A 22,077-nucleotide genomic window follows, 5' to 3' on the forward strand; every position below is an offset into this window, starting at 1 on the left:
CGCAGGCTGATGCTGCGCCAACGCGGCGCCGGCATGGGCCGGGCCGCAGGCCATGTAGCCGGCAGCCGCCAGCCCCTTGAGGGGCAGCGTCAGGACCAGCAGGCCGATCAGGAGGCAGCGGAGCAGCGCGCGCATTCGCAAACTCTATCTCAGGCGACCGCGACCGCGACCGCGCGGTTTCGCTTGATACTGAATTTGACCATCACGGTCTTGCCATGGGCGTTGTTCAGCACCGCCGCCAACTTGCCGCCAGCAGGGGGCGCGTGCTCGTCGGCGCGCCATACCTGCGGGTCGCGCGCGTCGTCGGGCAGGGTGCTGGCGGCCGCCTCGGCCAGCCACATCGCCGCGCCGGCGTCGTGCGCCACGCCATCCCCGAGGCGCGGCGCGGCCTTTGTCTTCCGCCTGCCGGTCGGCGTGACGTCCATTCGACATCCTCGTCGGCATGCGGTCCTACATTCGCCTCGCCCGCAGCGGATGATGCTCACGCCACTTCTACGCAGCCCACCATGCCCGGTCACGACGTTGCCCTCTGGATACTCACCGCACTGCTGATGGCGGCTGGCCTTGCGGGCGCAGTGCTGCCGGTGCTCCCGGGTGCCGCGCTGGTGTTGGCCGGTGCGGTACTCGGCGCGTGGATCGATGGTTTCGAGCGCGTCGGCGGCTGGACCCTGGGCGTGCTTGTCGCCCTGGCCATCCTGTCCTGGGTGCTGGACTATGTGGCCGCGCTGCTGGGCGCGAAGAAGGTGGGCGCGAGCCGGCTGGCGCTGATCGGCGCGGCCGTGGGCACCGTCGCCGGGCTGATGTTCGGCATCGTCGGCGTGTTCGTGCTGCCCTTCATCGGTGCGGCGCTCGGTGAATACATCGCCCGTCGAGACCATCAGGCCGCCGCGCGTGTGGGCCTGGCGACCGGGCTGGGGCTGTTGTTGGCGCTGGTCGCGAAGGTCGTCATCGCCTTCATGATGATCGGCCTGTTCGTTGCCGCGTTGATTTTTTGAAGCGAGCTACCCCAGGGCGGCTCGGGCCGCTTCACCGCGAGCGGGCCGGCTCATTGACCGGGGTGCTGGGAAGGATCTTCACGGCCCGGTGGCTTCGAAGTCGACCCAGCCGAAGTCGGCCGTCGCCGGCTTCGTCGTCTCGCTGAAGGCATACAGCCCCATGTACACGCCGGTGAATCCGGTCGATGTCTCGGTGGACAACTGGTAGGTCGGCATGCTGCACAAGGTTTGCCAGCCCTGCGCCTTGCCGGCGGCTCTCCAGGACAGGGTGTAGGTGGACGGCGTCGCCGCGACCTGGAACTGCAAGGCCGCCGATGGGGCGGGCGCGGACGCCAGCACCCGCGGCTGGTCGGCCAGGCGTTGCAGGCATTCGACGCGCCGTTCCTGCAGGCCAGTGACCCGCAGCAGCACATGGTGTGATTCATTCATCCGCAGGGCGACGCCGGCGGCGTCGCCATCGGCGGCCGGGTGGAAATCCACTTCAGCGGCAAAGCGTTGGTTGAGGCGCTCCTGGCGGCGCCCCACGAAGGCCGGCGTGCCGATGACATCCAGGCCGATGCGTGCGCCGATGAGGCGCAGGTGACCGGGCCGCTCGGTCAGCGACCAACGGTCCTTGGCCAGCGTGCGCAGGAAGGCCCAATGCGGCGGCAGCTTGCGGTCGGGCGAGAACGTCTCGCGCACCGGCGCTGGTGGCCAGGGTGACCAGCCAGGCAGACCGCGCGTGGGCTGGGCCTCGGCCAGCACGCCGTTCTGTCCAAATTCCGGCCAGCCGTCCGCGCGCCAGCGCACCGGTGAAAGCAGCGTCTCGCGGCCGATGTGATGGTGACGGCCGCCCGCCGCCGCTTGCGGGCGGATGGCCAACAGTGTTGCCCACCATTCACCCTGTGGCGTCGTCACCAGGTCGGCATGCCCGAGCGCCTGCAGCGGGTGATCGGGCAGGTCGCGGTGCGTCAGCACGGGGTTGTCGGGGTGCGGTTCGAACGGGCCCCAGGGCGAGCGCGAGCGTGCCATCGTGATGCGGTGGTCGTAGGACGTGCCGCCCTCGGCGATCATCAGGTAGTACCAACCGTTGCGCTTGTAGAGGTGAGGGCCCTCGGGCCAGATGCCGCCCATGCCGCGCCACACCAGGCGCGGCTCCTCCAGCAGCTTGCCGGCCTTGAGGTCGACGCGTGCCTGGTAGACACCGCCGTCGCGCCCGCCGCCGTGGCGCGTGTAGTAGACGGTGCCGTCATCGTCGAAGAAGAAGGACGGGTCCATGCCGAACACGGGTTCCGGCAGGCGGACCGGGTCAGACCATTCGCCGGCAGGGTCGGTCGTGGTGATGAAGAAGTTGCCGATGCCGTCCACATCGGTCGTCACGATGTAGAAGCGCCCACCCTCGCAGCGGATGGTCGGCGCAAAGATCGCCTGCGAACTCTTTCTGCCGACGAAGCTGATCTGTGTTTCGCGCGACAGGGCATTGCCAACCAGTCGCCAATGCACAAGATCGCGGCTGTGATAGACCGGCAACCCGGGCAGGTATTCGAACGTGCTGGTCACGAGGTAGAAATCGCTGCCTGCGCGGCACACGCTCGGATCCGAGGCAAACCCGCTCACCACCGGGTTGGTGAATGTGGGCGGCATCGACACGGCCGCTGCCATCCCCGGGGGACCTTGGGCGACGCCGTTGAAGGCGGCCAAAGTCAACAGCAGGGCGGACACCAGCCGCGCGAGCGATGGAAGGGCTGCCATGCACTGTCTCCAGGGATCTTGTTGACCGGCAGATGATAGCGATATCAATGATGACTCTCAAATGGGTTCTGGAGCGTACTTCGCCTGGGAAATGCGCGCGGTTGCGCAATCATCTTTCTCCCCGGGCCGCGCCGTGACTGGCGAGGCGGCGCGTTGGCGCAGTGGCCTTGAGCGGGTTGGCAGGGAGGCGACATCCATGGCTGGTTGGGCCTGTCAGCCTTGAACACGCGCTTGACAGGGTTCAGCGGGCAAGGCGCCTTGACATCGCTCGCGGTGGCGCGCCGCGAATGACGCCGCGCAGCATGCCGGGTTGCGGGTCATGACGGGTGCTCAAGTGAGGGGCGACTACTCCGGGCGCCGAGAGGCGCGGGCCTGGAGACATTGATCCCTCATTCCCGCGCATGGTTCAAGCTGTACCTCGGAATCTCGATGGTCAGGTCGTGGTGGGCGAGGATGGCCTGACAGGACAACCGGGACTGCGCTTCCAGCCCCCATGCCCTGTCCAGCAAGTCCTCTTCGCTTTCCTCGGCTTCGTTCAAAGACTCAAAGCCTTCGCGGACGATGACATGACAGGTCGTACAAGCAGAAGACATCTCACACGCGTGCTCGATACCGATGTCCTGGTCGAGCAACGCTTCGCAGATGGAGGTGCCCGCGGGCGCTTCAATGCGTCTTCCAGCGGGCGCATAGTCTGGATGCGGGAGGATCTTGATCACCGGCATGTCATTCCGCCAGCTCGTCGAGGATCGGGCAGTCGGGCCTGTGGTCCCCATGGCAGCAGCTGGCCAGCCGTTGCAGCGTGCGCTTCATCGCCGCCATTTCTTCCATCCGGCGGTTCAGATCGGCCACATGTGCCAGGGCGATCTTCTTGACGTTGACGCTGGCACGCCGGCGGTCCTGGTACAGCTTCAGCAGCTCCGAGATCTCCGCCATGCTCAAGCCGAGGTCACGTCCCCGACGAATGAAGCGCAGCGTGTGCACTGTCACCGTATTGCCGGTACCCGGAATCGGTGCGGCCTACCGTGGGCAGCAAGCCGAGGGATTCGTAGTGACGAACCATCTTGGCCGACACACCGGACCGGCTGGCCGCCTCGCCGATGTTGAAGGGCCCGCAGCTCGGGGTGATTTGGTTCATTGTTGGTTTCCTGTCCAGCGGCGCAGCATCAAGGCGTTGGTGACGACGCTCACGCTGCTGAACGCCATCGCCGCGCCTGCAATGACCGGGTTCAGCAGACCGAAGGCCGCCAGCGGAATGCCCACCACGTTGTAGGCAAAAGCCCAGAAGAGGTTCTGGCGAATCTTGGCGTAGCTGCGACGCGAGATGTCGATCGCGTCGGCCACCAACGCCGGGTTGCCGCGCATCAGCGTGATGCCGGCAGCGTGCATCGCCACGTCGGTGCCAGTCGACATGGCAATCCCCACGTCGGCTGCGGCCAATGCAGGTGCGTCGTTGATGCCGTCCCCCACCATGGCGACCCGCTGGCCGCCTTCTTTGAGCCGCGTGACGATTCTGGCCTTGTCCTCGGGCAGAACTTCCCATTCGATGGCATCCAGGCCGAGTTGAGCGCCGACCGCCTGGGCGCTGCCCCGGTTGTCGCCGGTCACGAGCACGGTCTTCACCCCCATTTCTTGCAAGCGCTTCACTGCTGCGGCGGCGCTGGCCTTGATCGCATCACCGAAGGCCAACAGGCCGATGAGCCGGGGCTCGCTGCTCACGTCGGCGAGCCAGGAGACGGTGCGCCCCTGCGCTTCCAGTTCGGCCGCGCGGCTCTCCAAGGCCGTCAGGTTGACTTGGAGTTCTTGCATGAAGCGCGTGCTGCCGAGGCGCATGTCGCGGCCGAGCACCATGGCGGCCATGCCTCGTCCCGGCACGGCGCGCACCTCGCTTGCGGGCGGCGCACCGATGTGATCGCGGCGTGCGGCATCCATGACGGCACGTGCCAACGGGTGTTCGCTGTTGGCCTGGATCCCGGCACTTGCCCCCAGCAGTGCTGCGTGCTGCCCGTCCACCGCCTCGAATGCCACCAGCTCGGGCTTGCCCTCGGTCAGCGTGCCTGTCTTGTCGAAGGCCACCACCTTGACGCTGTGGGCCACTTCCAGCGCCTCGGCGTCCTTGATCAGGATGCCGTGCCGGGCGGCCACACCGGTGCCCGCCATGATGGCGGTCGGCGTCGCCAGGCCGAGCGCACACGGACAAGCGATCACCAGAACCGCCACCGCGTTCAGGATGGCTTGCTCCCAGTTGCCAGTGGCCAGCCCCCATCCGAGCAGGGTGACCGCCGCGATGCCAATCACGACCGGCACAAAGACACCGCTGACCTGGTCGACCAGGCGCTGGATCGGCGCCTTCTTCGCCTGCGCGGATTCGACCAGCCGCACGATGCGCGACAAGGTGGATTCGGCGCCCACCGCCGTCGTGCGCGCCACCAGGAGGCCGTCGGCATTGACCGAGCCGCCGGTGAGCACATCGCCCGCCTGCTTGACCACCGGCAAGCTCTCGCCGGTGATGAGGGATTCGTCCACGTGGCTGGCGCCTTCCAGCACTTCGGCGTCGACGGGGATCCGTTCGCCCGGCCGCACGACGACCAGGTCGTTCAGCTTGACCTCGGTCACCGGCACATCCACGTCCACGCCAGCGCGGCGCACCCGAGCGCGCTCGGGGCGCAACGCATTGAGCGCGCGGATCGCCTCGGTGGTCTGGCGTTTGGCGCGAGCCTCCAGCCACTTGCCCAAGAGCACCAGGGTGATGACCACCGCTGACGCTTCGAAATACAGATGCGGCATGCCGTGTTCGCTGTGCGCCCACAGCAGGTACACGCTCAGGCCGTAGCCGGCGCTGGTGCCCAGGGCGACCAGCAGGTCCATGTTGCCGGCACCGGCGCGAAGGGCTTTCCAGCCGGCGCGGTAAAAGCGCGCACCCAACCAGAATTGCACAGGCGTCGCCAGGGCGAGCTGAACCCAACCGGGCAGCATCCAGTGCAGGCCGAAAAGCTCTCCAAACATGGGCAGCACCAGAGGCAGAGAAAGTGCTGTCGCCACGGCGATCGGCCACCAGTCCGGTAGCTTGCGACTGGAGCCCGAAGCTTCGGCCTGCGCCGCCGTGGCGCCAACCACCGCCGCCGCATAGCCGGCCTTGTCTACCGCGGCGATCAGCGCGGCAGCGTCAGCCTCACGTCCGACCAGCCGCACGCGGGCGCGCTCGGTGGCGAGATTCACCTCCGCGCCGAGCACGCCCGACACGCGCTTCAGAGCCTTTTCAACACGACCGACGCAGGATGCGCATGTCATGCCTTGGATCTGCAATTCCACGGTCTGCTCCGCCACGCTGTAGCCGGCCTTTTCTATGGCGGTACGTAGAGCCTCTGGCGAGACACCATCGGCCGCGTCGACCGTGGCGGCTTCGGTGGCGAGATTGACGGTGACGCCGGCGACGCCTGGCACGGCAGCGAGCGACTTCTCGACGCGCAAGACGCAGGAGGCGCACGTCATGCCCTCCACGGGGAAGGACCATTGGCGCATGGCACCGGCAGGTCTGATGAGGGTGGCGGTGTTCACAGGTGTCCTTTCAAGCCGGACCTATCGCCGGTATGGCAGGAAGCTTCAACGTTGACATCATGGGAGAGTCAAGGGGTGAGCTGAAAAATGTCGAACTCATACAGCTTGCAGGAAGCACGACGCCGGAACTCAGCGGCAAGTGGCGTAGCAACCGCTCACGCCCCGCCTCATGGGGCCTGCGCAAAGTTTGCATAACCCGCTCCCTGGCCGCGTGTTGACGCACCATGTCGCATTGCGCTCGTGATGTGGCCGCCCGCGAGAGGCCGTTCGACCAAGAAAAAAGCCCCACAGGCTTTCGCATGTGAGGCTTCTGATTTGGCTCCCCGACCTGGGCTCGAACCAGGGACCTACGGATTAACAGTCCGGCGCTCTACCGACTGAGCTATCGAGGAATTGTCTTTGACGACTGCCCGCCGTTCGGTTGCAGCGGGCTCTTCTTGGATGCTTGACGCTTGCGCGCCAATCTCTGAAATCTGGCTCCCCGACCTGGGCTCGAACCAGGGACCTACGGATTAACAGTCCGGCGCTCTACCGACTGAGCTATCGAGGAACAGAGCCCGTGACTATAGCAGTTCTTTCGCGGCTCACAGGCGGACCTCAAGGCTGATGCGGAAAGTCCGCGGCGCCAGAGGGTAGAGGTAGCTGTGTTCGAACTGCCAGGGCGACTCGCGCCAGGCACGCCGGTCGGTCAGGTTGTCGACGGCCGCACGCCAGATCCATGTCTGATTGCCCTGCAGCTGTGTGTAGCGCAGGCCGGCGTCAGCCACTGTCCAGGCGGGCAGGGCAATGCTGTTTTCGGGCGTCGCGAAGCGGCTGCCCTCATAACGCAGACCGAATTGGGCTTGTAGGCCGGGCAGCAGATCCTGGCGCACATGTGCCTTGATCGTCGTCTCGGGCACGTTGGGCGGCAGCAGGCCGTTGAGAGCGGCGTCGGCGCTGCCTTCGCGACGCGCCTGCAGGCGCATGGCGCTGGCGAACAGCCCGCCAGCGCTCCACTTCAGGTCTGCGCTCGCTTCGACGCCACGGTGGTGTGCATAACCGTCAGCCAGACGCTCGCAGCTGTCGCTGGCGCTGCAGGTGCCGATGTCACGCCACACGGGGCGGCGGATGTCGAAGACGGTCAGCGAGCCCTCGACGCGCTGGCTGCCGGTCTTCAGGCCGATCTCGGTCTGGCGGCTCTTCAACGCGGGCAGGGCCTGGCCGCGGTTCTTGTAGCGCGCGCGGTTGGGAGCGACTTCGCTCTCGATGCCCTGGCCCCAGCTGGCGTAGAGCAGCCAGTCGCTGGCGATGGCATGGCTGAGCGCGACCCAGGGCGTGGTGACGCTCTGTGGGTAGGCGGTCGGCCGCGAGCCATCGGTACGCACGCTCTCGCGGTGCAGGCGGGTGTGGCGCAGGCCCAGCCAGGCGGTCGTGTCCGCCGTCAACGCGACGCGGTCGCGCAGGTAGAGCTCGTTGCTGCGTTCGTCGCGGTTCGTGTTCTGGTCGGTCAGGTCGGGCTGAGGCGTGGTGACGGCGCTGCCGTCGACATTGCCGTTGCCAGCGTAGTTGTAGGCCTGGCGCTGAAAGCGGCTCTTGAAGCGGCTGCTCAGTGCACCGACGGTGATGTCATGGCGCAGGCCGGCCAGCTGCGCGGGACCGCTGGCGGAGATGTCGAGGGCGGTCGTGTCGCGGCGCTCGTTCTCGCTGCGGAAGTCGTAGAGGTCGAAGCTGCCGTCGGCGCAGAAGCGCGAGTAGTCCTCAACGGCGAAACAGCCGAACGCGTAGGCCAGGCGGTCATCGGTGCGCAGGCGCTGGAGGCCGAGCGCTGCCTGCACGCGCCAGTCGCCGGTGAGCTTGTGCTGCACGCGCAGCGAGGCGTGCGTGTTGTCGAAGACGACGGGCAGGCTCCAAGGCTGGTTGTTGAGGTTGAGTCTGGGGTCGACGCTGCCGGCGTCGGGCAGCCGCTCTCCGAGCAGGCTGAAGCCTTGCTGGCTGGGCTGGCTCTGGCGGTTGAACTCGACCTCGGCCTCGACGAGGGTGTCGGGGCTGATGCGCCAGTCGGTGGCCAGCGCGGCGGTGTGGGCGCGGCCCTTGCTGTTGCGCAGCTGCGGGTCAAGGTGGGCCGCCGAGAGGTTGACGCGCATGCCGAACTCGCGGTTGGCGCCGAGGCGCTGCGAGTGGTCCAGGCTGGCCTGCACCGAGCCGCCCTGGATGGCTTCCAGCATCAGCGCCGTGCCGTCCTCGGTCAGCGGGCGCTTGACGACGAAGTTGACGATGCCGGCCGGCGAACTGGTGCCCGCCTGCATGCCGGAGCTGCCCTTGAGCAGCTCGATGCCCGACTTGTTGACCAGCGAAAGCGCCGTCTCACCGGTGATCGGCAGGCCGTCCCGGCGCAGGTTGAAGCGGTTGTCGAGGTCGAAGCCGCGGATCTTGAGCTGTGACCAGTAGCCAACGGCGTTGTAGGCGTCGGAGACGGAAGCGTCGAGCTTGGTGATGCCCGAGAGCTGCTTGATGCCGAGGTCGTCCAGCCGTTCAGCGGACAGGCTCAGCGCCTGCATCGGCAGCTTGGCCGGCGCTTCGTTGAAGCCGGACAGGCTGGGTACGGCCTCGGTGGACTTGCCGGCCACGCTGACGGTGGGCAGGGTCTGGGCGGAGGCGATGCCGGCAGCCAGCAGGGCCGCAGCGGTGGCGAGGAGAGAAGGATTGGGTTGTGCCATCGGAATGCAGAGCGATGGCAGGTCGGCAAACGAGAACGCGAAGGGCTCCGGAGACGTGAAGAGGAGGCCCTGCTGATCGGCTGCTTCCCTGCGCGAGGATTACCTCAATCAGGTTCAAAGGGACTGTCTCAGTCGATGGCACCAGGCCATCAACACCCCTAGCGAAGACGCGCCACGCGGGGCGGCGCGCAAAGTGGATTCTATTCGCGGCCGTTGCCAGGCTTGCGCAATGGCGTCACAGCAAGGCGCATGGGCGCAGACAGTGGCATCGCCACGGCAAGCCCTTGCAACGCCGCTGTGGCGTCATTTCGCAAGCCCAGTCCAATCAGTCGAACACCGGCGACTCCACGCCCAAGACCTTGTGCAGCTTGGGGCTGGTCGTCGTGTACTGCAGGTGCACCCGCTTGTCCGGGAACACATAGGGCGCCGCGCCGAAGGCCGCCAGCGCGGTTTCGTGGAAGCCGCTCAGGATGAGCTTCTTCTTGCCCGGGTAGGTGTTGACGTCGCCGACGGCAAAGATGCCCGGCACGCTGGTCTCGAACTTCTCGGTGTCGACGACGATCTGCTTGCGCTCCAGCGCCAGACCCCATTCGGCAATCGGGCCGAGCTTGGGGGACAGGCCGAAGAAGGCCAGCACCTGGTCGCAGGGCACGACGCGCGTGATGCCGTCGTTGCCGGTGATCTTCAGGCCGGTGAGCCTGCCGTCGCGTTCATCAATGCCGGTGGCCTGGCCGACGATGAACTGCATCTCGTGGGTATCGCACAGCTCGTGCATCCTGGCCACACTCGCGGGCGCCGCCTTGAAGCCGTCCCGGCGGTGCACGAGGATGACGCTCTCGGCCTTGTGCGGGTTGCCGTCTGCATGGCCGGAACAGAAATTCAGCGCCCAGTCCAGCGCCGAGTCGCCGCCGCCGATGATGAGCAGGTTTTTCCCGGCGAACTGGGCCGGGCTCTTGACGCGGTAGTGGACCTGCGTGCCCTCAAACGCCTCGACGCCGTCGACCTTCAGCGTGCGTGGCTGGAAGCTGCCAACGCCGCCGGCGATGAAGACGGTCTTCGTCAGCAGCTGCGTGCCCTTGTTCGTCTCGATCAAGAAACGGCCATCGTCCTGCTTGTGCACGACCGTCACTTCCTGCCCCAGGTGGAAGGTCGCACCGAAGGGCTCGATCTGCTTGAGCAGGTTGCCGGTCAGTTCCTTGCCGGTGCACACGGGCACGGCCGGGATGTCGTAGATGGGCTTGTCGGGGTAGAGCTCGATGCACTGGCCGCCGGGGTAGGCCAGGCTGTCGATGATGTGGGTCTTGATCTCCAGCAGGCCCAGCTCAAAGACCTGGAACAGGCCGACCGGGCCGGCGCCGACGATGACGGCGTCCGTCTCGATGGCGTCGGGCCTGGTCTGTACTGCCTGCATGGAGAGCAAGTTCAGCGGATCAGCTCGGGCAGCTTGCCCGTCTTGTCTTTCCACTCGTCGGCATCGGGCAGCGCGGGCTTGCGCTTGGTGATGCTGGGCCAGCCCTTGGCGAGGTCGGCGTTGATCTTGATCATGTGGATCTGATCGCCGGGCACGTCTTCCTCCGGCAGGATGGCGTTGACCGGGCACTCGGGGATGCAGACGGCGCAGTCGATGCATTCATCCGGGTCGATCGTCAGGAAGTTGGGGCCTTCGCGGAAGCAGTCGACAGGGCAGACGTCGACGCAGTCGGTGTATTTGCAGCGGATGCAGGCTTCGGTGACGACGTGGGTCATGAGCGGCTCTGTGAAGTATGGGGCGCCTTGACGGGCAATGTTTCGGGCGAAACGACGATTTTAGTGGCGCGCAGGATTCGATCCTGGCCCTGCACCGGCGAGGCGCCTGTCCCCACCGTGACGACGGTGGGCCGGCCACGGTGCAGCAGGGCTGCGCGGGCCAGGTCGGCCAGAGTGTGCTCGCTGGTGATGGCGTCGGCGCAGCCGGCGCGGCTGACGACCAGCGTGGGCGTGTCCGGCGCCCAGCCGGCGGCCAGCAACTGGCGGCTCAGGGCGGCGAGCTGGCGGCCAGCCATGTAGAAGACTTCGGTGTCGGCGGAGCGCGCGGCTATCAGCTCGCCGGCCTCGGTCATGGCCGTGGTCAGGCTCACGCTGCGGCCTCGGCCACGGCGGGTCAGCGGGCGTTGGGCCTGTGCCGCGGCGGCCAGGGCCGCCGTGACGCCGGGCACGACTTCGCTGGAGATGCCGGCTTCGGCCAGGGCCTGCAGTTCTTCTTCCAGGCGACCGAAGACGCTGGCGTCACCGCCCTTCAGCCGCACGACGACGGCGTGTTCCCGGGCGGCCTTGACGAGCAGTGCGTTGATCTCGGTCTGCTTGGCCGAATGCTCGAAGCCGCGCTTGCCGACGGAGATCCAGCGGGCATTCGGTGCCAGTTCTCGCAGCGCCGGGTCGGCCAGCGCGTCGGCGAGCACAACGTCGGCATGGCCCAGCGCGCGTGCGCCGCGCAGCGTGATCAGGTCGGCGGCGCCAGGGCCGGCGCTGACGAAGATCACACGGCCAGTCATGGGTGCACCCTTTGCACTTCGTGCTGTCCCGCCAAGCGGGAGCGAGCTTGCTTGGGGCGGCCCGTCGCGGCGCTCATCACCAGACCTCTTCCGCCGGAGCGGCTTGCGCGTCCACCAGCAGCGCGCCGCTGGTGCGGTGGCTGGCGGGGTCGACGACGATCAACGCGCCGCTGATGCGGTTGTCCGCAAAGGGCTCGACAGGCAGCTCGTGCTGCACTTCCATCTGCACGCGGCCTATTGCGTTGACGGGCAGCTCGTGCGCGTCCTGCGGCGTCAGCGTGTTGATGTCCAGCACCGAGGCTATGGCCGAGATGCGCGCCTGCACCCAGCGGTTGCCGTGGCGCACCCAGTACTTGCGGCCGGGCTTGGCGGCTTCGGTATCCAGCCAGGCGAGCGTGGCGGAGAAGTTCTTCGTGGCCGCCGCGCTGCCGGGCGTGACGATCCAGTCGCCGCGGCTGACGTCGAGCTGGCGGTCCAGCACGAGGCCGGCGGAGTCACCGGCTTCGGCGCTGGCCACGGTCTCGCCGGCGAGGCGCACTTCGGACACGACCGCCGTCTGCTTGGACGGCAGCACCTCGATGGTGTCGCCGGCCTTCACGGCGCCGTGGGCGATGCGGCCCCACAGCACGCGCGGCTGGACGCCGGTGCCATTGGACTGGTAGGCGTCCTTCTGCACGTACTGCACGGGCAGGGACAGCGGTGCGTCGGCGCGCTCGCTCAGCGTGGGCAGGCGCTCCAGCACCTGCAGCAGGCTCTCGCCGTTCCACCAGGGCGCGTCCAGCGGCTGGGTGACGTTGTCGCCGCGCAGCGCGCTCACCGGTACGGTGGCCGCGACGTTCAGACCCGCTGCGGCGGCGAATTTGTCGAGCGCCGTCTTGACCTTCTCGAAACCGGCGCCCGCGTCGTCCAGCGCGTCGATCTTGTTGATGGCGAAGACGATGCTGGGCACGCGCAGCAGCTGGGCGAGCAGCGAGTGGCGGCGCGTCTGCGGCAGCAGCGTGACTTCCGGCAAGGTCAGGTCGAGCTTGGTGATGTCCACCAGCACGACGGCGGCATCGCTGCCTGCGGCGGCCGTGACCATGTTGCGTGTGTACTGCTCATGGCCGGGCGCGTCGGCAATGATGAACTTGCGCGTCTTGGTGGCGAAGTAGCGGTAGGCCACGTCGATGGTGATGCCCTGCTCGCGCTCGGCCTCCAGGCCGTCGGTCAGCAGGGAGAGGTCGATGGGCCGGCCGGCGGCGCGGCGCTCCAGCGTGTCGAGCTGGTCGGCCAGGATGGCCTGGCCGTCGAACAGCAGGCGGCCGATCAGCGTGCTCTTGCCGTCGTCAACGGAACCGGCCGTTAGGAATCGCAACGCTTTCATCAGAAGTAGCCCTCTTTCTTGCGCTTCTCCATCGAAGCTTCACTGGTGCGGTCGTCCATGCGCGTGGCGCCGCGCTCGCTCACCGTCACGGTCAGCGTCTCGGCCACCACCTCGCTCGCGTTGGCGGCGGGGCTCTCGACCGGGCAGGTGCAGGTCATGTCGCCGACGGTGCGGAAACGCACCTGCGCCGTCTCGACGACCTCGCCGGGTTCGGGCGGCGTCACGTCGGTCAGCGGCACCAGCAGGCCCTTGCGGCGGATGACCTGGCGCTCGTGCGCAAAGTACATCTGCGGCAGCGGGATGTTCTCGCGGGCGATGTAGAGCCACACATCCAGTTCTGTCCAGTTGCTGATGGGGAAGCAGCGGAAGTGCTCGCCCGGGCGGATGCGGGTGTTGAACAGCGTCCACAGCTCGGGGCGCTGCTCCTTGGGCTGCCATTGGCCGAAGCTGTCGCGGTGGCTGAAGATGCGCTCCTTGGCGCGCGCCTTCTCCTCGTCGCGGCGGGCGCCGCCGATGAGCGCGTCGAACTTGTGCTCCTCGATGGTCTCCAGCAGCGTCACCGTCTGGTGGCCGTTGCGGCTCTCCAGCGGGTGGGCCAGGCGGATGGTGCCCTTGGCCATGGAGTCTTCCAGATGGCCAACGATCAGGCGCTCGCCCATGTCGGCCACGCGCTCGTCACGGAAGGTGATGACCTCGGGGAAGTTGTGGCCGGTGTCGATGTGCACCATCGGGAAGGGCAGCTGGCCCGAGTAGCCACTCGGGTGCGCCGCGTTCTTCATCTTGAAGGCCTTCTCGGCCAGGCGCAGCACGACGCAGCTGTCCTTGCCGCCCGAGAACAGCAGGGCAGGGCGCTCAAAGCTGGCCGCCACCTCGCGCAGGATGAAGATGGCCTCTTCTTCCAGCGCATCCAGATGCGCGTGGTCAACGTCGGCAATGAGTTGTTCGGGTTTCACAGCAGCATTCATGATTTGGCGTGCAAGCCGCACTCTTTCGTGGAGTCTTCCCACCACCAGCGGCCGGCGCGGAAGTCTTCTCCGACAGCAATCGCTCGCGTGCAGGGCGCGCAGCCGATCGAGGGCATGAACTGGTCATGCAGCGGGTTGTACGGAACCGCGTATTTTTCTACATAGGCCCAGACCTCGGCCCAGGTCCAGTCGGCAATCAAGCTGATCTTGCGGCGCCCATTGCAATCGTCTTCGTCGAAGGCAACGTCACCCCGCGCGCCGGATTGCTCGCGCCGCAGCCCGGTGATCCAGGCCGAGCGACCCTGGAGCATGCGGCCCAGCGGCTCCAGCTTGCGGATGCCGCAACAGGCCTTGCGCAGCTCGATGCTTTTGTACATCGGCTCCTCGCCCTCGCGGGCGACGAACTGGATGACGGCATCGGCGACTGGCTTGAACACCTCGACTTCGCGGCCGTAGCGCTCGGCGATACGCGGGATCAGTGCCAGCGTCTCAGGATGCAGCTTGCCGGTATCCAGCGTCGAGATGGCAATGGGCAGATGCGTCCGCGCGATCAGGTCGGTGATGACCATGTCTTCGACGCCCAGGCTGCTGCTCTGCACCAGGCCGGCGCCATGTTCGATGCTGGCGTCGCGCAGGCGCCGCAGCGCGGCGGCGATCTTGTCGTCGAGAGCCGGCGTCCACTTGGCATAAAGGCCGATGGCGTTCCCAGCCGCAGGCGCAGCGGCCCAGGGCAGGCTGCTCACTTCACTCACGCTGTCACCTTTGACGGTGAGCGCTGGAACCACGGACGGGTCTCGCCAACGTCACCTTGATAGAAGCCGACAGGCGCGAACAGGTCCAATGCCTTCTGCGCCGCGGCCTGCGACTGGTCGCCGCGCAGTACGGCCTCATCGAAACCGGTGCGTGCCAGCAGCTGCATCATGTCGACCAGCACTTCGCCACGGGCGCGGATGGCGCCGGTGAACTTGTGGCGGCTGCGCAGGATGCGGGCCTGGCTGTAGGCGCGGCCGTCGGTCCACTTCGGGAAGTCGAGCACGACGACGGCAATGCGATTCAGGTCGGGCGCGAGCTGGTTGATGTCGGCGTCATTCGGAAACTCGATGGCCACCGGCGTGTTGGCGGGCCAGCGCGTCTTGACCGCGTGCCACTGTTCAAGCGACAGCAGGCGGTTGGGCGCGGGATCGGGATCGGGCTTGGGGCCGTCTTCGCCGACGGCATGCTTCCAGGGGCAGGTGGTGGCGTTGATGAACTTCATGCCGATGCCTTTGCAGTGGACACGCGCACGGCGTTCGCTGCGGTCTTGAAGGGGTCGAGGCCGAGGCGCTTGACGGCGTCGATGAAGTGCTCTTGGCCCAAGCGCTCGCGCTTGAAGGTGTCGATGACGGCATCGATGGCGTCGGCGATTTCGTCGGCCGCAAAGCTCGGGCCGATGACCTTGCCGGCGACTGTCCCGCCTGCCAGCGTCGTGCCGTCGCCGCCCCCCAGCGTCAGCTGATACCACTCGGTGCCGTCCTTGTCGACGCCGAGGATGCCGATGTGGCCGCTGTGGTGGTGGCCGCAGGAGTTGATGCAGCCGCTGATGTGCAGGTCGATCTCACCGAGGTCTTCGAGCTCATCGAGGTCCTGGTAGCGCTCGGCGATCTCGGCGGCCAATGGCAGCGAGCGGGCGTTGGCCAGCGCGCAATAGTCGCCGCCGGGGCAGGCGATCTGGTCGGTCAGCAGCCCGGCATTGGGCGTGGCAAAGCCGGCGGCGCGGGCAGCCTGGAAGAGCGCCGGCAGGTCGGACGCCTTGACCCAGGGCAGCACCAGGTTCTGGCGGTGGGTGACGCGCAGCTCGCCGTGGCTGAACTGGTCGGCCAGAGCGGCGGCCGTATCCATCACGGCGGCCGAGGTGTCGCCGGGCGGGATGCCGATGCGCTTGAGGCTGAGCGTGACGGCGCGGTAGCCGGCGACGCGGTGGGCGTCGACATTGCGGGCCAGCCAGCGCGCGAAGGCCGGGTCGCTGCTGTCGAGCACGGGCTCGGCTTGCGGCGTGACGCCCGCAGGGTCGACGAAGCAGGCCGCCACGCGGTCCAGCTCGGCCTGCGGAATGATGTGCTCGTGGCCGCCGGCGTCGTCGGCCAGGATGCGCTGGAACTCGGTGTTGACTGCGTCGAAGAACTTCTGCCCCTCGGCCTTGACGAGGATCTTGATGCGCGCCTTGTAGAGGTTGTCGCGGCGGCCGGCCAGGTTGTAGCAGCGCACGATGGCCTCGATGTAGACGAGGATCTGCTGCCAGGGCACGAAGGGGTTGATCTCCACGCCTGGGATCGGCGTACGGCCCATGCCACCGCCGACAAAGACCTGGAAGCCGACCTCGCCGGCGGGGTTCTTCTTCAGTTGCAGGCCGATGTCATGCCAGCCGATGGCCGCGCGGTCTTCCGCTGCGCCGCTGACGGCGATCTTGAACTTGCGCGGCAGATGGGCGAACTCCGGATGCAGCGTGCTCCACTGGCGCAGGATCTCGCAGTAGGGGCGCGCGTCGACGATTTCGTCGGGCGCGATGCCCACGAAGGCGTCGCTGGTGATGTTGCGGATGCAATTGCCGCTGGTCTGGATGCCGTGCATGTCGACCTCGGCGAGCAACTCCATGACCTCGGCGCTCTTGACCAGCGGAATCCAGTTGTATTGCAGGTTCTGGCGTGTCGTGAAGTGGCCGTAGCCGCCCTGGCCGGCGAACGGGCCTTCGGTCACGACGTCGTAGTCGCGCGCGATGCGGGCGAGTTGGCGCAGCTGTCGGCTGGACAGCTCGCCGTACGGAACGGCCACGCGCAGCATGGGTGCGTGGCGCTGGATGTACCAGCCGTTTTGCAGGCGCAGCGCGCGGAACTCGTCGTCACCCAGCGTGCCGGCGAGATTGCGCTCGAGCTGGTCGCGGTATTGCGCGGCGCGGGCGCGGACGAAGCGGCGGTCGAAGTCGGTGTAGCGATACATGATTAGTGGATGACCTTCCAGCCGGCCATCAGAAGAGAAACACAGAGCAGGCTGCGCACGACGCCGTCGGGCAGGCGACGGGTCAATTGGGCGCCCAGCCAGATGCCAGGTACGGAGCCGATGAGCAGCGGCACCAGCAGCGTCCAGTTGACGTTGCCGAGTGTGGCGTGGCCGATGCCGGCCACCAGTGTCAACGGCACGGCATGGGCAATATCGGTGCCGACGATGTCGCGGGCCTGCATGCGCGGGTAAATCAGCAGGATCAACGTCGCGCCGATGGCGCCGGCGCCAATGGACGATAGCGACACCAGCACGCCCAGCACCACGCCGCTGACGACGGTCAGGGCCGGCTTGCGGCTGTCGGGAATCCAACGCTCCAGCCGCAGCCCCAGCGCCTGCCAGCTCTTCTTGAAGGCGACCACGACGGCTGTCAGCAGCAGCGCAATGCCCAGCGAGAACGTCAGTGCTGCGGCCCAGCCCTTGGTGACGCCGCTCAGGTGCATCAGCGCGACCGTGGCCATGGAGGCCGGGATGGAGCCGGCCAGCAAGCGGCGGGTGATCGACCAGTTCACATGGCCGTGGCGGGCATGGGCCACGGAGCCGCTCATCTTGGTCAGGGCAGCAAACCACAGGTCGGTGCCGATCGCGACGGCCGGACTGAGCTTGAAGACGGACAGCAGCAGCGGCGTCATCAGCGAGCCGCCGCCCACGCCGGTGATCCCGACAATGATGCCGACTCCCAATCCGCTTGCAACCGCCATCCAGTCCAGCACGCAGTCTCCAAAATTTCGGTCCGGACGGCCCATGCCACCCGAGGGCGCGACTCTAAGTAATGTTGCAGTGCGACAGAACTACAGAATTCTTCGGGCTATATGCCTATGCTGAATAAGCAACTTCAATTTGTGGCCATAAGCCGCAGTGCGGCGACCTGCTCAAGGATGCGCGGCGGCAGCGGTTCGCGGCCTTCGAGCATGGCCCGGATGAGCGTGGCGTTATCGGCTGGCGCGCAGGCCGGCGACAGCGGCCAGTCCAGATCGGCCGTGTCGGCCGGGTGCAGTGCTGCCGTGGCCCCGTCCTGGAAGCCGATCAGATGGGCCTTGCGGCGCAGGTGGGCATAGGCCTCGCCCTCGCTGGCGCGCATCAGCAGCGCCCGGCCGCCGTTGGTGGTCAGGCCCGGCAGGGCGGCGGCCATGCTGTCGAGGTATTCGGGATGAGTCACCGCGACGACCCGCACGCCGCGGCCGGTGGGGAAGGGGTTGACCAGCTTGGCCAGGCTGTGCGAGCTGTTGCGCACGCCCAGGCGCGGGCGCAGGGCCATCAATGCGTTCAAGCCAGGGTTGAGGCTTTGCAAAGGCAGCACGGCCAACTTGTCGCGCGCCAGCCGCTCTTCGGCATCGGCCAGTGTCGGGCTCGCCGGCAGGCCGAGGGCGTCCAGCAGCTCGAAGGGGCTGTGGCGGCTGTCGAAGTCATGGCGTCCGAAGATCAGCACCGGCACGCCCTCGCGGGCCAGCAGCAGCGCCACCAGCGGCATCAGGTTGGCCTGCTTGCGGGCACCGTTGAAGCTGGGCAGCAGCACCGTGCGCGGACCTGCAGGCGCCTGCATGGCGGCCGTGCGGGCCTGCATGGCCGCCAGAAAGCCGGCCACCTCGTCGGCGCTTTCGCCTTTGACGCGCAGCGCGATCAGCATGGCGCCCAGCTCCATATCGGGCACCAGGGCGTCAAGCATGGCGCCGAACAGCGCTTCGGCTTGTTCGCGAGAGAGGTCGCGCGAGCCGCGCGGGCCGCGGCCCAGTTCCTTGATCAGCGTGGCGTAGTCCATGGCGGCAGTGTAGGAACGACGAGGGCCGCACGCGGCGGCCCTTGGGTCCGGCTGCAAGCCGTCAGAAGGAAACGGTCGCGCCCAGCGAGATCCGCGCAGCGTGCCTTTGTCGCCGCCGAACTCAGCCTGCGTCGAGTCGATGCTGAGTCCGAACTTGATGGTCTTGCTGATCGCGTAGGTCATGCCGACGCCGGCATAGACCTTGGCCTGCTTTCGGATGCCGAGCCGTTCAGTGAGCCGGCAGTGGCGCTCGTCTCGTAAATCGCCCGTCGGTATTTTTTACCAGCGCCTCTTTTTGGTCAGATAGGTTCGGTTTGCTGGCTAAAGTGGTCTTACCCGACGGCGCCGAGATCCGTCCAGCAAGGAGAAAAAACCATGAGACAACCCACCGTCAGGCTTCGCGCCACCGTTGTGGCCGTGGCCTGCGCCATGGCTGCCGCCTGTTTGCCGACTGTGGCGGCGGAGCGGCCTGCCGGGCCCGTCGCCGGGCAAGCGCTGCAGGCACCGCCGCTCTGGCCCCACGAGCAGGTGCAACGCGCCCCCGACCCCGCAGTGCGCTTCGGCCGCCTGCCCAATGGCCTGCGCTACGCCATCCAGCACAACGAGACGCCCAAGGACGGCGTGGCCATGCGCATGCGCATCGGCGCCGGCTCCCTGCAGGAGCGCGACGGCGAGCAGGGCCTTGCCCATTTCCTGGAGCACATGGCCTTCCGCGGCAGCGCCAAGGTGGCCGACGGCGAGGTCGTGCACATGCTGCAGCGCCTGGGCCTGAGTTTCGGGGCCGACACCAACGCCTTCACCGATTTCGACCAGACCGTCTACCACTTCAACTTCCCCAAGGCCGACGCCGCCGCGCTGGACACGGGCCTGATGCTGTTCCGCGAGATCGGCGAACACCTCAAGCTCGACGCCCGGCTGGTCGAACAGGAGAAGGGCGTCGTGCTGTCCGAGGAGCGCACCCGCGACGTGCCTGGCATGCGTGCCTTCGTCGCCGAGCAGGCGCTGACGCTGGCCGGCACCCGCGTGGCCCAGCGCCTGCCCATCGGGCGCATCGACACCGTCCAGGCGGCCACGGCCGACAAGCTGCGGCGCTACTACCAGGCCAACTACCGCCCCGACAACGCCACGCTGATCGTCGTCGGCAACATCGACGCCGACGCGGTGGAGAAACAGATTCGCGAGCGCTTTGCCGACTGGAAGGCCGCCGGCAAGCCGGATGCGCTGGACCTGGGCGCCGCCAAGCCGACGCAGCCCGCCGCCGAGTTCATCGCCGACGGCGCCCCCGACAAGCTCTCGCTGACCTGGCTGACGCCCGCCGACATGCGCCCGCCGACGCTCGCGCTCAGCCGCGACGTGCTGGTGCAACAACTCGCCGCCGGCGTGCTGAACCTGCGCCTGGCCGACCGTGGGCTCAAGCCGGGCAGCCCCTTCCTCGGCGCCTTCGGCATGAAGCTGCCGCGCGTTCACAACGTGACGGGCCAGGCCCAGCTCAACGTGATGGCACCGCCCGACAAATGGGCCGAGGCCCTGGATGCCGCCTTGACCGAGCTGCGCCAGCTGCAGGCCCAGGGCGTGCAAGCAGCGGACCTGCAGCGCCTGCTGCCGCTGATCCGCAGCTCCTTGCAGACCATGGTGGCCCAGGCCCCGACGCGCCAGAGCGCGGCCATCGCCGATGCGCTGGTCAACGCCGTTCACTACGAGGTTGTCTACCAGAGCGCCGAGCAGGGCGTGGCCGAGGCAGAGCCCATGCTGGCCTCCGTCAAACCCGAGGAACTGACCGCGGTGCTGCGCCGCGACTTCGGCGGCCAGCCGCTCGTCTTCCGCAGCGCCAAGGCCGGCGGGGCCGGCGTGCCGGCGCTGTCGGCCCGGTTGGCGCAAAGCCTGGCCAAGCCCCTGCAGGCCCAGGCCGCACCGATGGCCGTGACCTGGCCCTACGCCGATTTCGGCGTTCCCGGCGCCGTCGTCGGCAAGACCGCCGATGCCCAGCTGGGCAGCACCACGCTGGCCTTTGCCAACGGCACGCGGCTGGTGGTCAAGCCCACCGCCCAGGAGAAGGACAAGGTCATCGTGCAGGTGCTGCTAGGCCAGGGCATGCCCGGCCTCAAGCCCGAGCAGGCTGCCAAGACCTGGACCATCAACTACCTTCCGCTGGGCGGCACCGGCAAGCTCTCGATTGCCGAGGTCGCCCAGTGGCAGCAGGCCAGCGGCGTGCTGGCCGGCCTGACCCTGCAGATGGACGGCCGGCGCCTCCTGCTGGTGGGCAACACCCGCCCCGCCGACCTCAAGCCCCAGCTGCAGCTGCTGGCGGCTTTCGTGCGCGACCCCGGCTTCCGCCCCGAGATGGGCGAGAAGCTGGCTGGCGCGGCGCCCATGATGGCCAACCAGTTCGAGACCCTGCCGGGCATCGTCTACGCCCGTGAGCTGTCCCGGGTGATGAACAACGGCGAGCCGCGGCTCGGTGGCGTGCCCACGGCGGCCGAACTGCTGGCTGCCAAGGCCGACGACGCCGCCGCCATCCTGCGCCCGGCCTTCGCTGGCGCGGCCGACGTGGTCGTCATCGGCGACGTCAGCGAGGAGGCGGCCGTTGCCGCCGTGCAGCCCACCTTCGGCGCCGGTACCGAGCGCCCGCGTCTGCCGGCCGTGCCGCTCAAGGCCATGCCGCCGGCCGACGGCGGCGCGCCGCATGTCGCGCTGCACAAGGGTCGTGCCGACCAGGCCATGCTGGGCTGGCATTGGGCCATGCCCGACCAGTGGGCCGATGTGGCGCTGTCCAATACCGGCCGCGTGGCGGCCATGCTGCTGCAGACCCGGCTGGTCGACATCGTGCGCGAAAAGCTGGGCATGACCTACGCGCCGCGCGCCAGCGGCGGCGGCAGCCTGGACGTTCCCGGCCAGGGCCGCTTCAGCGCCGAGATCGAGACGCCGCCCGAGAAGTTCGACGCCTTCCGCGAGGTGCTGCGCGCCCAGCTGCAGGACCTGGCCGCCCGGCCGGTCAGCGCCGACGAGCTGCAGCGCGCCAAGCAGCCGATGGTCGAAGCCAGCCGCAAGGCGCCGGAGCACAACGGCCACTGGGCCTACTGGCTGCAGCGCATCCTCATCGAGCCGCGCATGAAGGCGATGCAGCAGAACGAGACGGCCCGCCTCGAGGCCGTCACGGCCGAGCAGGTGCAGGCCTTCTTCCGCGACCGCATCGCCAAGCGGGAGCCCATCGAGGTGGTGGCGCGGGCGGCGGAGGCGGGCGCAGCGGTCGACACGCCGGCCAAGGCCAAGTAGGGGAAAGCCATGGCATCGCGAGACCACCGCACCGGCGCCGCGGCGTCCGGCATGGGTCGGCGCATCCTGCTGGCCGTGGCTGCGGTCGCGGTGGTGGGCGCAGGCCTCTGGATGGCCAGGCGCCCGCCCGCGGCCGATGCGCCCGTGCCGGCCGCCGTGGTCACGCCGGCCAGCAC

General features: G+C 67.9%; 17 protein-coding genes, 2 tRNA genes, 1 pseudogene and 1 riboswitch. Of the genes and pseudogenes, 2 read left to right on the forward strand and 18 right to left on the reverse strand.

Annotated features, from left to right (window positions below; all coding sequences use genetic code 11):
- Window positions 1-149 precede the first annotated feature (149 nt).
- Complete coding sequence (locus ACT6S0_RS18125) at window positions 150-425, reverse strand: hypothetical protein (protein WP_444765192.1); 276 nt, start codon at window positions 423-425, stop codon at window positions 150-152.
- Window positions 426-506: 81 nt separating this feature from the next.
- Between ACT6S0_RS18125 and ACT6S0_RS18130 the strand changes: the two genes are divergently transcribed.
- Window positions 507-995 (forward strand): DUF456 domain-containing protein, encoded by a 489-nt coding sequence (locus ACT6S0_RS18130; protein ID WP_444765193.1) that lies wholly within the window; start codon window positions 507-509, stop codon window positions 993-995.
- Window positions 996-1,073: 78 nt separating this feature from the next.
- On the opposite strand, the gene ACT6S0_RS18135 is transcribed toward ACT6S0_RS18130, so the two are convergent.
- The 17 genes and pseudogenes from ACT6S0_RS18135 to ybiB all read right to left on the reverse strand — a co-directional run bounded on the left by ACT6S0_RS18135 (window position 1,074) and on the right by ybiB (window position 18,628).
- Window positions 1,074-2,726: a glycoside hydrolase family 43 protein gene (locus ACT6S0_RS18135; protein ID WP_444765194.1), complete on the reverse strand. Its 1,653-nt coding sequence runs from the start codon at window positions 2,724-2,726 to the stop codon at window positions 1,074-1,076.
- Between the two features lie 389 nt (window positions 2,727-3,115).
- Window positions 3,116-3,448 carry an ISC system 2Fe-2S type ferredoxin gene (fdx, locus tag ACT6S0_RS18140; RefSeq protein WP_444765195.1) on the reverse strand — a complete coding sequence of 111 codons (333 nt, stop codon included), beginning with the start codon at window positions 3,446-3,448 and terminating at the stop codon, window positions 3,116-3,118.
- Between the two features lies 1 nt (window position 3,449).
- Window positions 3,450-3,861 (reverse strand): annotated as a pseudogene (cueR, locus tag ACT6S0_RS18145) (Cu(I)-responsive transcriptional regulator).
- Window positions 3,858-6,245 (reverse strand): heavy metal translocating P-type ATPase, encoded by a 2,388-nt coding sequence (locus tag ACT6S0_RS18150; RefSeq protein ID WP_444765205.1) that lies wholly within the window; start codon window positions 6,243-6,245, stop codon window positions 3,858-3,860. The pseudogene cueR and the gene ACT6S0_RS18150 overlap by 4 nt, the downstream one beginning before the upstream one ends.
- A 352-nt stretch (window positions 6,246-6,597) precedes the next feature.
- A tRNA-Asn gene (locus tag ACT6S0_RS18155) sits at window positions 6,598-6,673 on the reverse strand.
- 82 nt (window positions 6,674-6,755) lie between these two features.
- Window positions 6,756-6,831, reverse strand: a tRNA-Asn gene (locus ACT6S0_RS18160).
- A 34-nt stretch (window positions 6,832-6,865) separates the two neighbouring features.
- Window positions 6,866-8,977 carry a TonB-dependent siderophore receptor gene (locus ACT6S0_RS18165; RefSeq protein WP_444765196.1) on the reverse strand — a complete coding sequence of 704 codons (2,112 nt, stop codon included), beginning with the start codon at window positions 8,975-8,977 and terminating at the stop codon, window positions 6,866-6,868.
- Window positions 8,978-9,045: 68 nt separating this feature from the next.
- Window positions 9,046-9,147: riboswitch (TPP riboswitch) on the reverse strand.
- A gap of 155 nt (window positions 9,148-9,302) precedes the next feature.
- The gene (locus ACT6S0_RS18170) at window positions 9,303-10,388 is read right to left on the reverse strand and encodes an NAD(P)/FAD-dependent oxidoreductase (protein WP_444765197.1); all 1,086 of its coding nucleotides are present in this window, start codon (window positions 10,386-10,388) and stop codon (window positions 9,303-9,305) included.
- Window positions 10,389-10,399: 11 nt separating this feature from the next.
- Window positions 10,400-10,723: a ferredoxin FdxA gene (gene fdxA / locus ACT6S0_RS18175; RefSeq protein ID WP_056194839.1), complete on the reverse strand. Its 324-nt coding sequence runs from the start codon at window positions 10,721-10,723 to the stop codon at window positions 10,400-10,402.
- Entirely contained in the window at window positions 10,720-11,508 is a 789-nt protein-coding gene (gene cobA, locus ACT6S0_RS18180; RefSeq protein WP_444765198.1) for a uroporphyrinogen-III C-methyltransferase, read from the reverse strand. Before cobA ends, fdxA begins: the two co-directional genes overlap by 4 nt.
- A gap of 76 nt (window positions 11,509-11,584) precedes the next feature.
- Window positions 11,585-12,871, reverse strand: a complete 1,287-nt coding sequence (locus ACT6S0_RS18185; protein ID WP_444765199.1) for a sulfate adenylyltransferase subunit 1 — start codon at window positions 12,869-12,871, stop codon at window positions 11,585-11,587.
- The gene (cysD, locus tag ACT6S0_RS18190; protein WP_444765200.1) at window positions 12,871-13,836 is read right to left on the reverse strand and encodes a sulfate adenylyltransferase subunit CysD; all 966 of its coding nucleotides are present in this window, start codon (window positions 13,834-13,836) and stop codon (window positions 12,871-12,873) included. The genes ACT6S0_RS18185 and cysD overlap by 1 nt, the downstream gene beginning before the upstream one ends.
- Window positions 13,833-14,579, reverse strand: coding sequence for a phosphoadenylyl-sulfate reductase (locus ACT6S0_RS18195; protein ID WP_444765206.1), 747 nt, complete (start codon window positions 14,577-14,579; stop codon window positions 13,833-13,835). Before ACT6S0_RS18195 ends, cysD begins: the two co-directional genes overlap by 4 nt.
- Window positions 14,580-14,584: 5 nt before the next feature.
- Complete coding sequence (locus ACT6S0_RS18200) at window positions 14,585-15,091, reverse strand: DUF934 domain-containing protein (protein WP_444765201.1); 507 nt, start codon at window positions 15,089-15,091, stop codon at window positions 14,585-14,587.
- Complete coding sequence (locus tag ACT6S0_RS18205; RefSeq protein WP_444765202.1) at window positions 15,088-16,809, reverse strand: nitrite/sulfite reductase; 1,722 nt, start codon at window positions 16,807-16,809, stop codon at window positions 15,088-15,090. Before ACT6S0_RS18205 ends, ACT6S0_RS18200 begins: the two co-directional genes overlap by 4 nt.
- Window positions 16,810-16,811: 2 nt before the next feature.
- Window positions 16,812-17,570, reverse strand: a complete 759-nt coding sequence (locus tag ACT6S0_RS18210; RefSeq protein WP_444765207.1) for a sulfite exporter TauE/SafE family protein — start codon at window positions 17,568-17,570, stop codon at window positions 16,812-16,814.
- 134 nt (window positions 17,571-17,704) lie between these two features.
- Window positions 17,705-18,628 (reverse strand): DNA-binding protein YbiB, encoded by a 924-nt coding sequence (ybiB, locus tag ACT6S0_RS18215; protein ID WP_444765203.1) that lies wholly within the window; start codon window positions 18,626-18,628, stop codon window positions 17,705-17,707.
- A gap of 375 nt (window positions 18,629-19,003) precedes the next feature.
- Here ybiB and ACT6S0_RS18220 point away from each other — a divergent pair, with 375 nt between their 5' ends.
- Complete coding sequence (locus ACT6S0_RS18220) at window positions 19,004-21,901, forward strand: M16 family metallopeptidase (protein WP_444765204.1); 2,898 nt, start codon at window positions 19,004-19,006, stop codon at window positions 21,899-21,901.
- Window positions 21,902-22,077 lie beyond the last annotated feature (176 nt).

It is taken from the genome of Roseateles sp., from assembly GCF_052436255.1.
GTDB lineage: Bacteria > Pseudomonadota > Gammaproteobacteria > Burkholderiales > Burkholderiaceae_C > Pelomonas.

What these genes read in the sequence shown, in the direction of transcription:
- ACT6S0_RS18125 (WP_444765192.1), bottom strand. Translation starts at nt 425, where the DNA reads ATGGACGTCACGCCGACCGGCAGGCGGAAGACAAAGGCCGCGCCGCGC.
- ACT6S0_RS18130 (WP_444765193.1), top strand. Translation starts at nt 507, where the DNA reads ATGCCCGGTCACGACGTTGCCCTCTGGATACTCACCGCACTGCTGATG.
- ACT6S0_RS18135 (WP_444765194.1), bottom strand. Translation starts at nt 2,726, where the DNA reads ATGGCAGCCCTTCCATCGCTCGCGCGGCTGGTGTCCGCCCTGCTGTTG.
- fdx (WP_444765195.1), bottom strand. Translation starts at nt 3,448, where the DNA reads ATGCCGGTGATCAAGATCCTCCCGCATCCAGACTATGCGCCCGCTGGA.
- ACT6S0_RS18150 (WP_444765205.1), bottom strand. Translation starts at nt 6,245, where the DNA reads ATGCGCCAATGGTCCTTCCCCGTGGAGGGCATGACGTGCGCCTCCTGC.
- ACT6S0_RS18165 (WP_444765196.1), bottom strand. Translation starts at nt 8,977, where the DNA reads ATGGCACAACCCAATCCTTCTCTCCTCGCCACCGCTGCGGCCCTGCTG.
- ACT6S0_RS18170 (WP_444765197.1), bottom strand. Translation starts at nt 10,388, where the DNA reads ATGCAGGCAGTACAGACCAGGCCCGACGCCATCGAGACGGACGCCGTC.
- fdxA (WP_056194839.1), bottom strand. Translation starts at nt 10,723, where the DNA reads ATGACCCACGTCGTCACCGAAGCCTGCATCCGCTGCAAATACACCGAC.
- cobA (WP_444765198.1), bottom strand. Translation starts at nt 11,508, where the DNA reads ATGACTGGCCGTGTGATCTTCGTCAGCGCCGGCCCTGGCGCCGCCGAC.
- ACT6S0_RS18185 (WP_444765199.1), bottom strand. Translation starts at nt 12,871, where the DNA reads ATGAAAGCGTTGCGATTCCTAACGGCCGGTTCCGTTGACGACGGCAAG.
- cysD (WP_444765200.1), bottom strand. Translation starts at nt 13,836, where the DNA reads ATGAATGCTGCTGTGAAACCCGAACAACTCATTGCCGACGTTGACCAC.
- ACT6S0_RS18200 (WP_444765201.1), bottom strand. Translation starts at nt 15,091, where the DNA reads ATGAAGTTCATCAACGCCACCACCTGCCCCTGGAAGCATGCCGTCGGC.
- ACT6S0_RS18205 (WP_444765202.1), bottom strand. Translation starts at nt 16,809, where the DNA reads ATGTATCGCTACACCGACTTCGACCGCCGCTTCGTCCGCGCCCGCGCC.
- ACT6S0_RS18210 (WP_444765207.1), bottom strand. Translation starts at nt 17,570, where the DNA reads ATGGCGGTTGCAAGCGGATTGGGAGTCGGCATCATTGTCGGGATCACC.
- ybiB (WP_444765203.1), bottom strand. Translation starts at nt 18,628, where the DNA reads ATGGACTACGCCACGCTGATCAAGGAACTGGGCCGCGGCCCGCGCGGC.
- ACT6S0_RS18220 (WP_444765204.1), top strand. Translation starts at nt 19,004, where the DNA reads ATGAGACAACCCACCGTCAGGCTTCGCGCCACCGTTGTGGCCGTGGCC.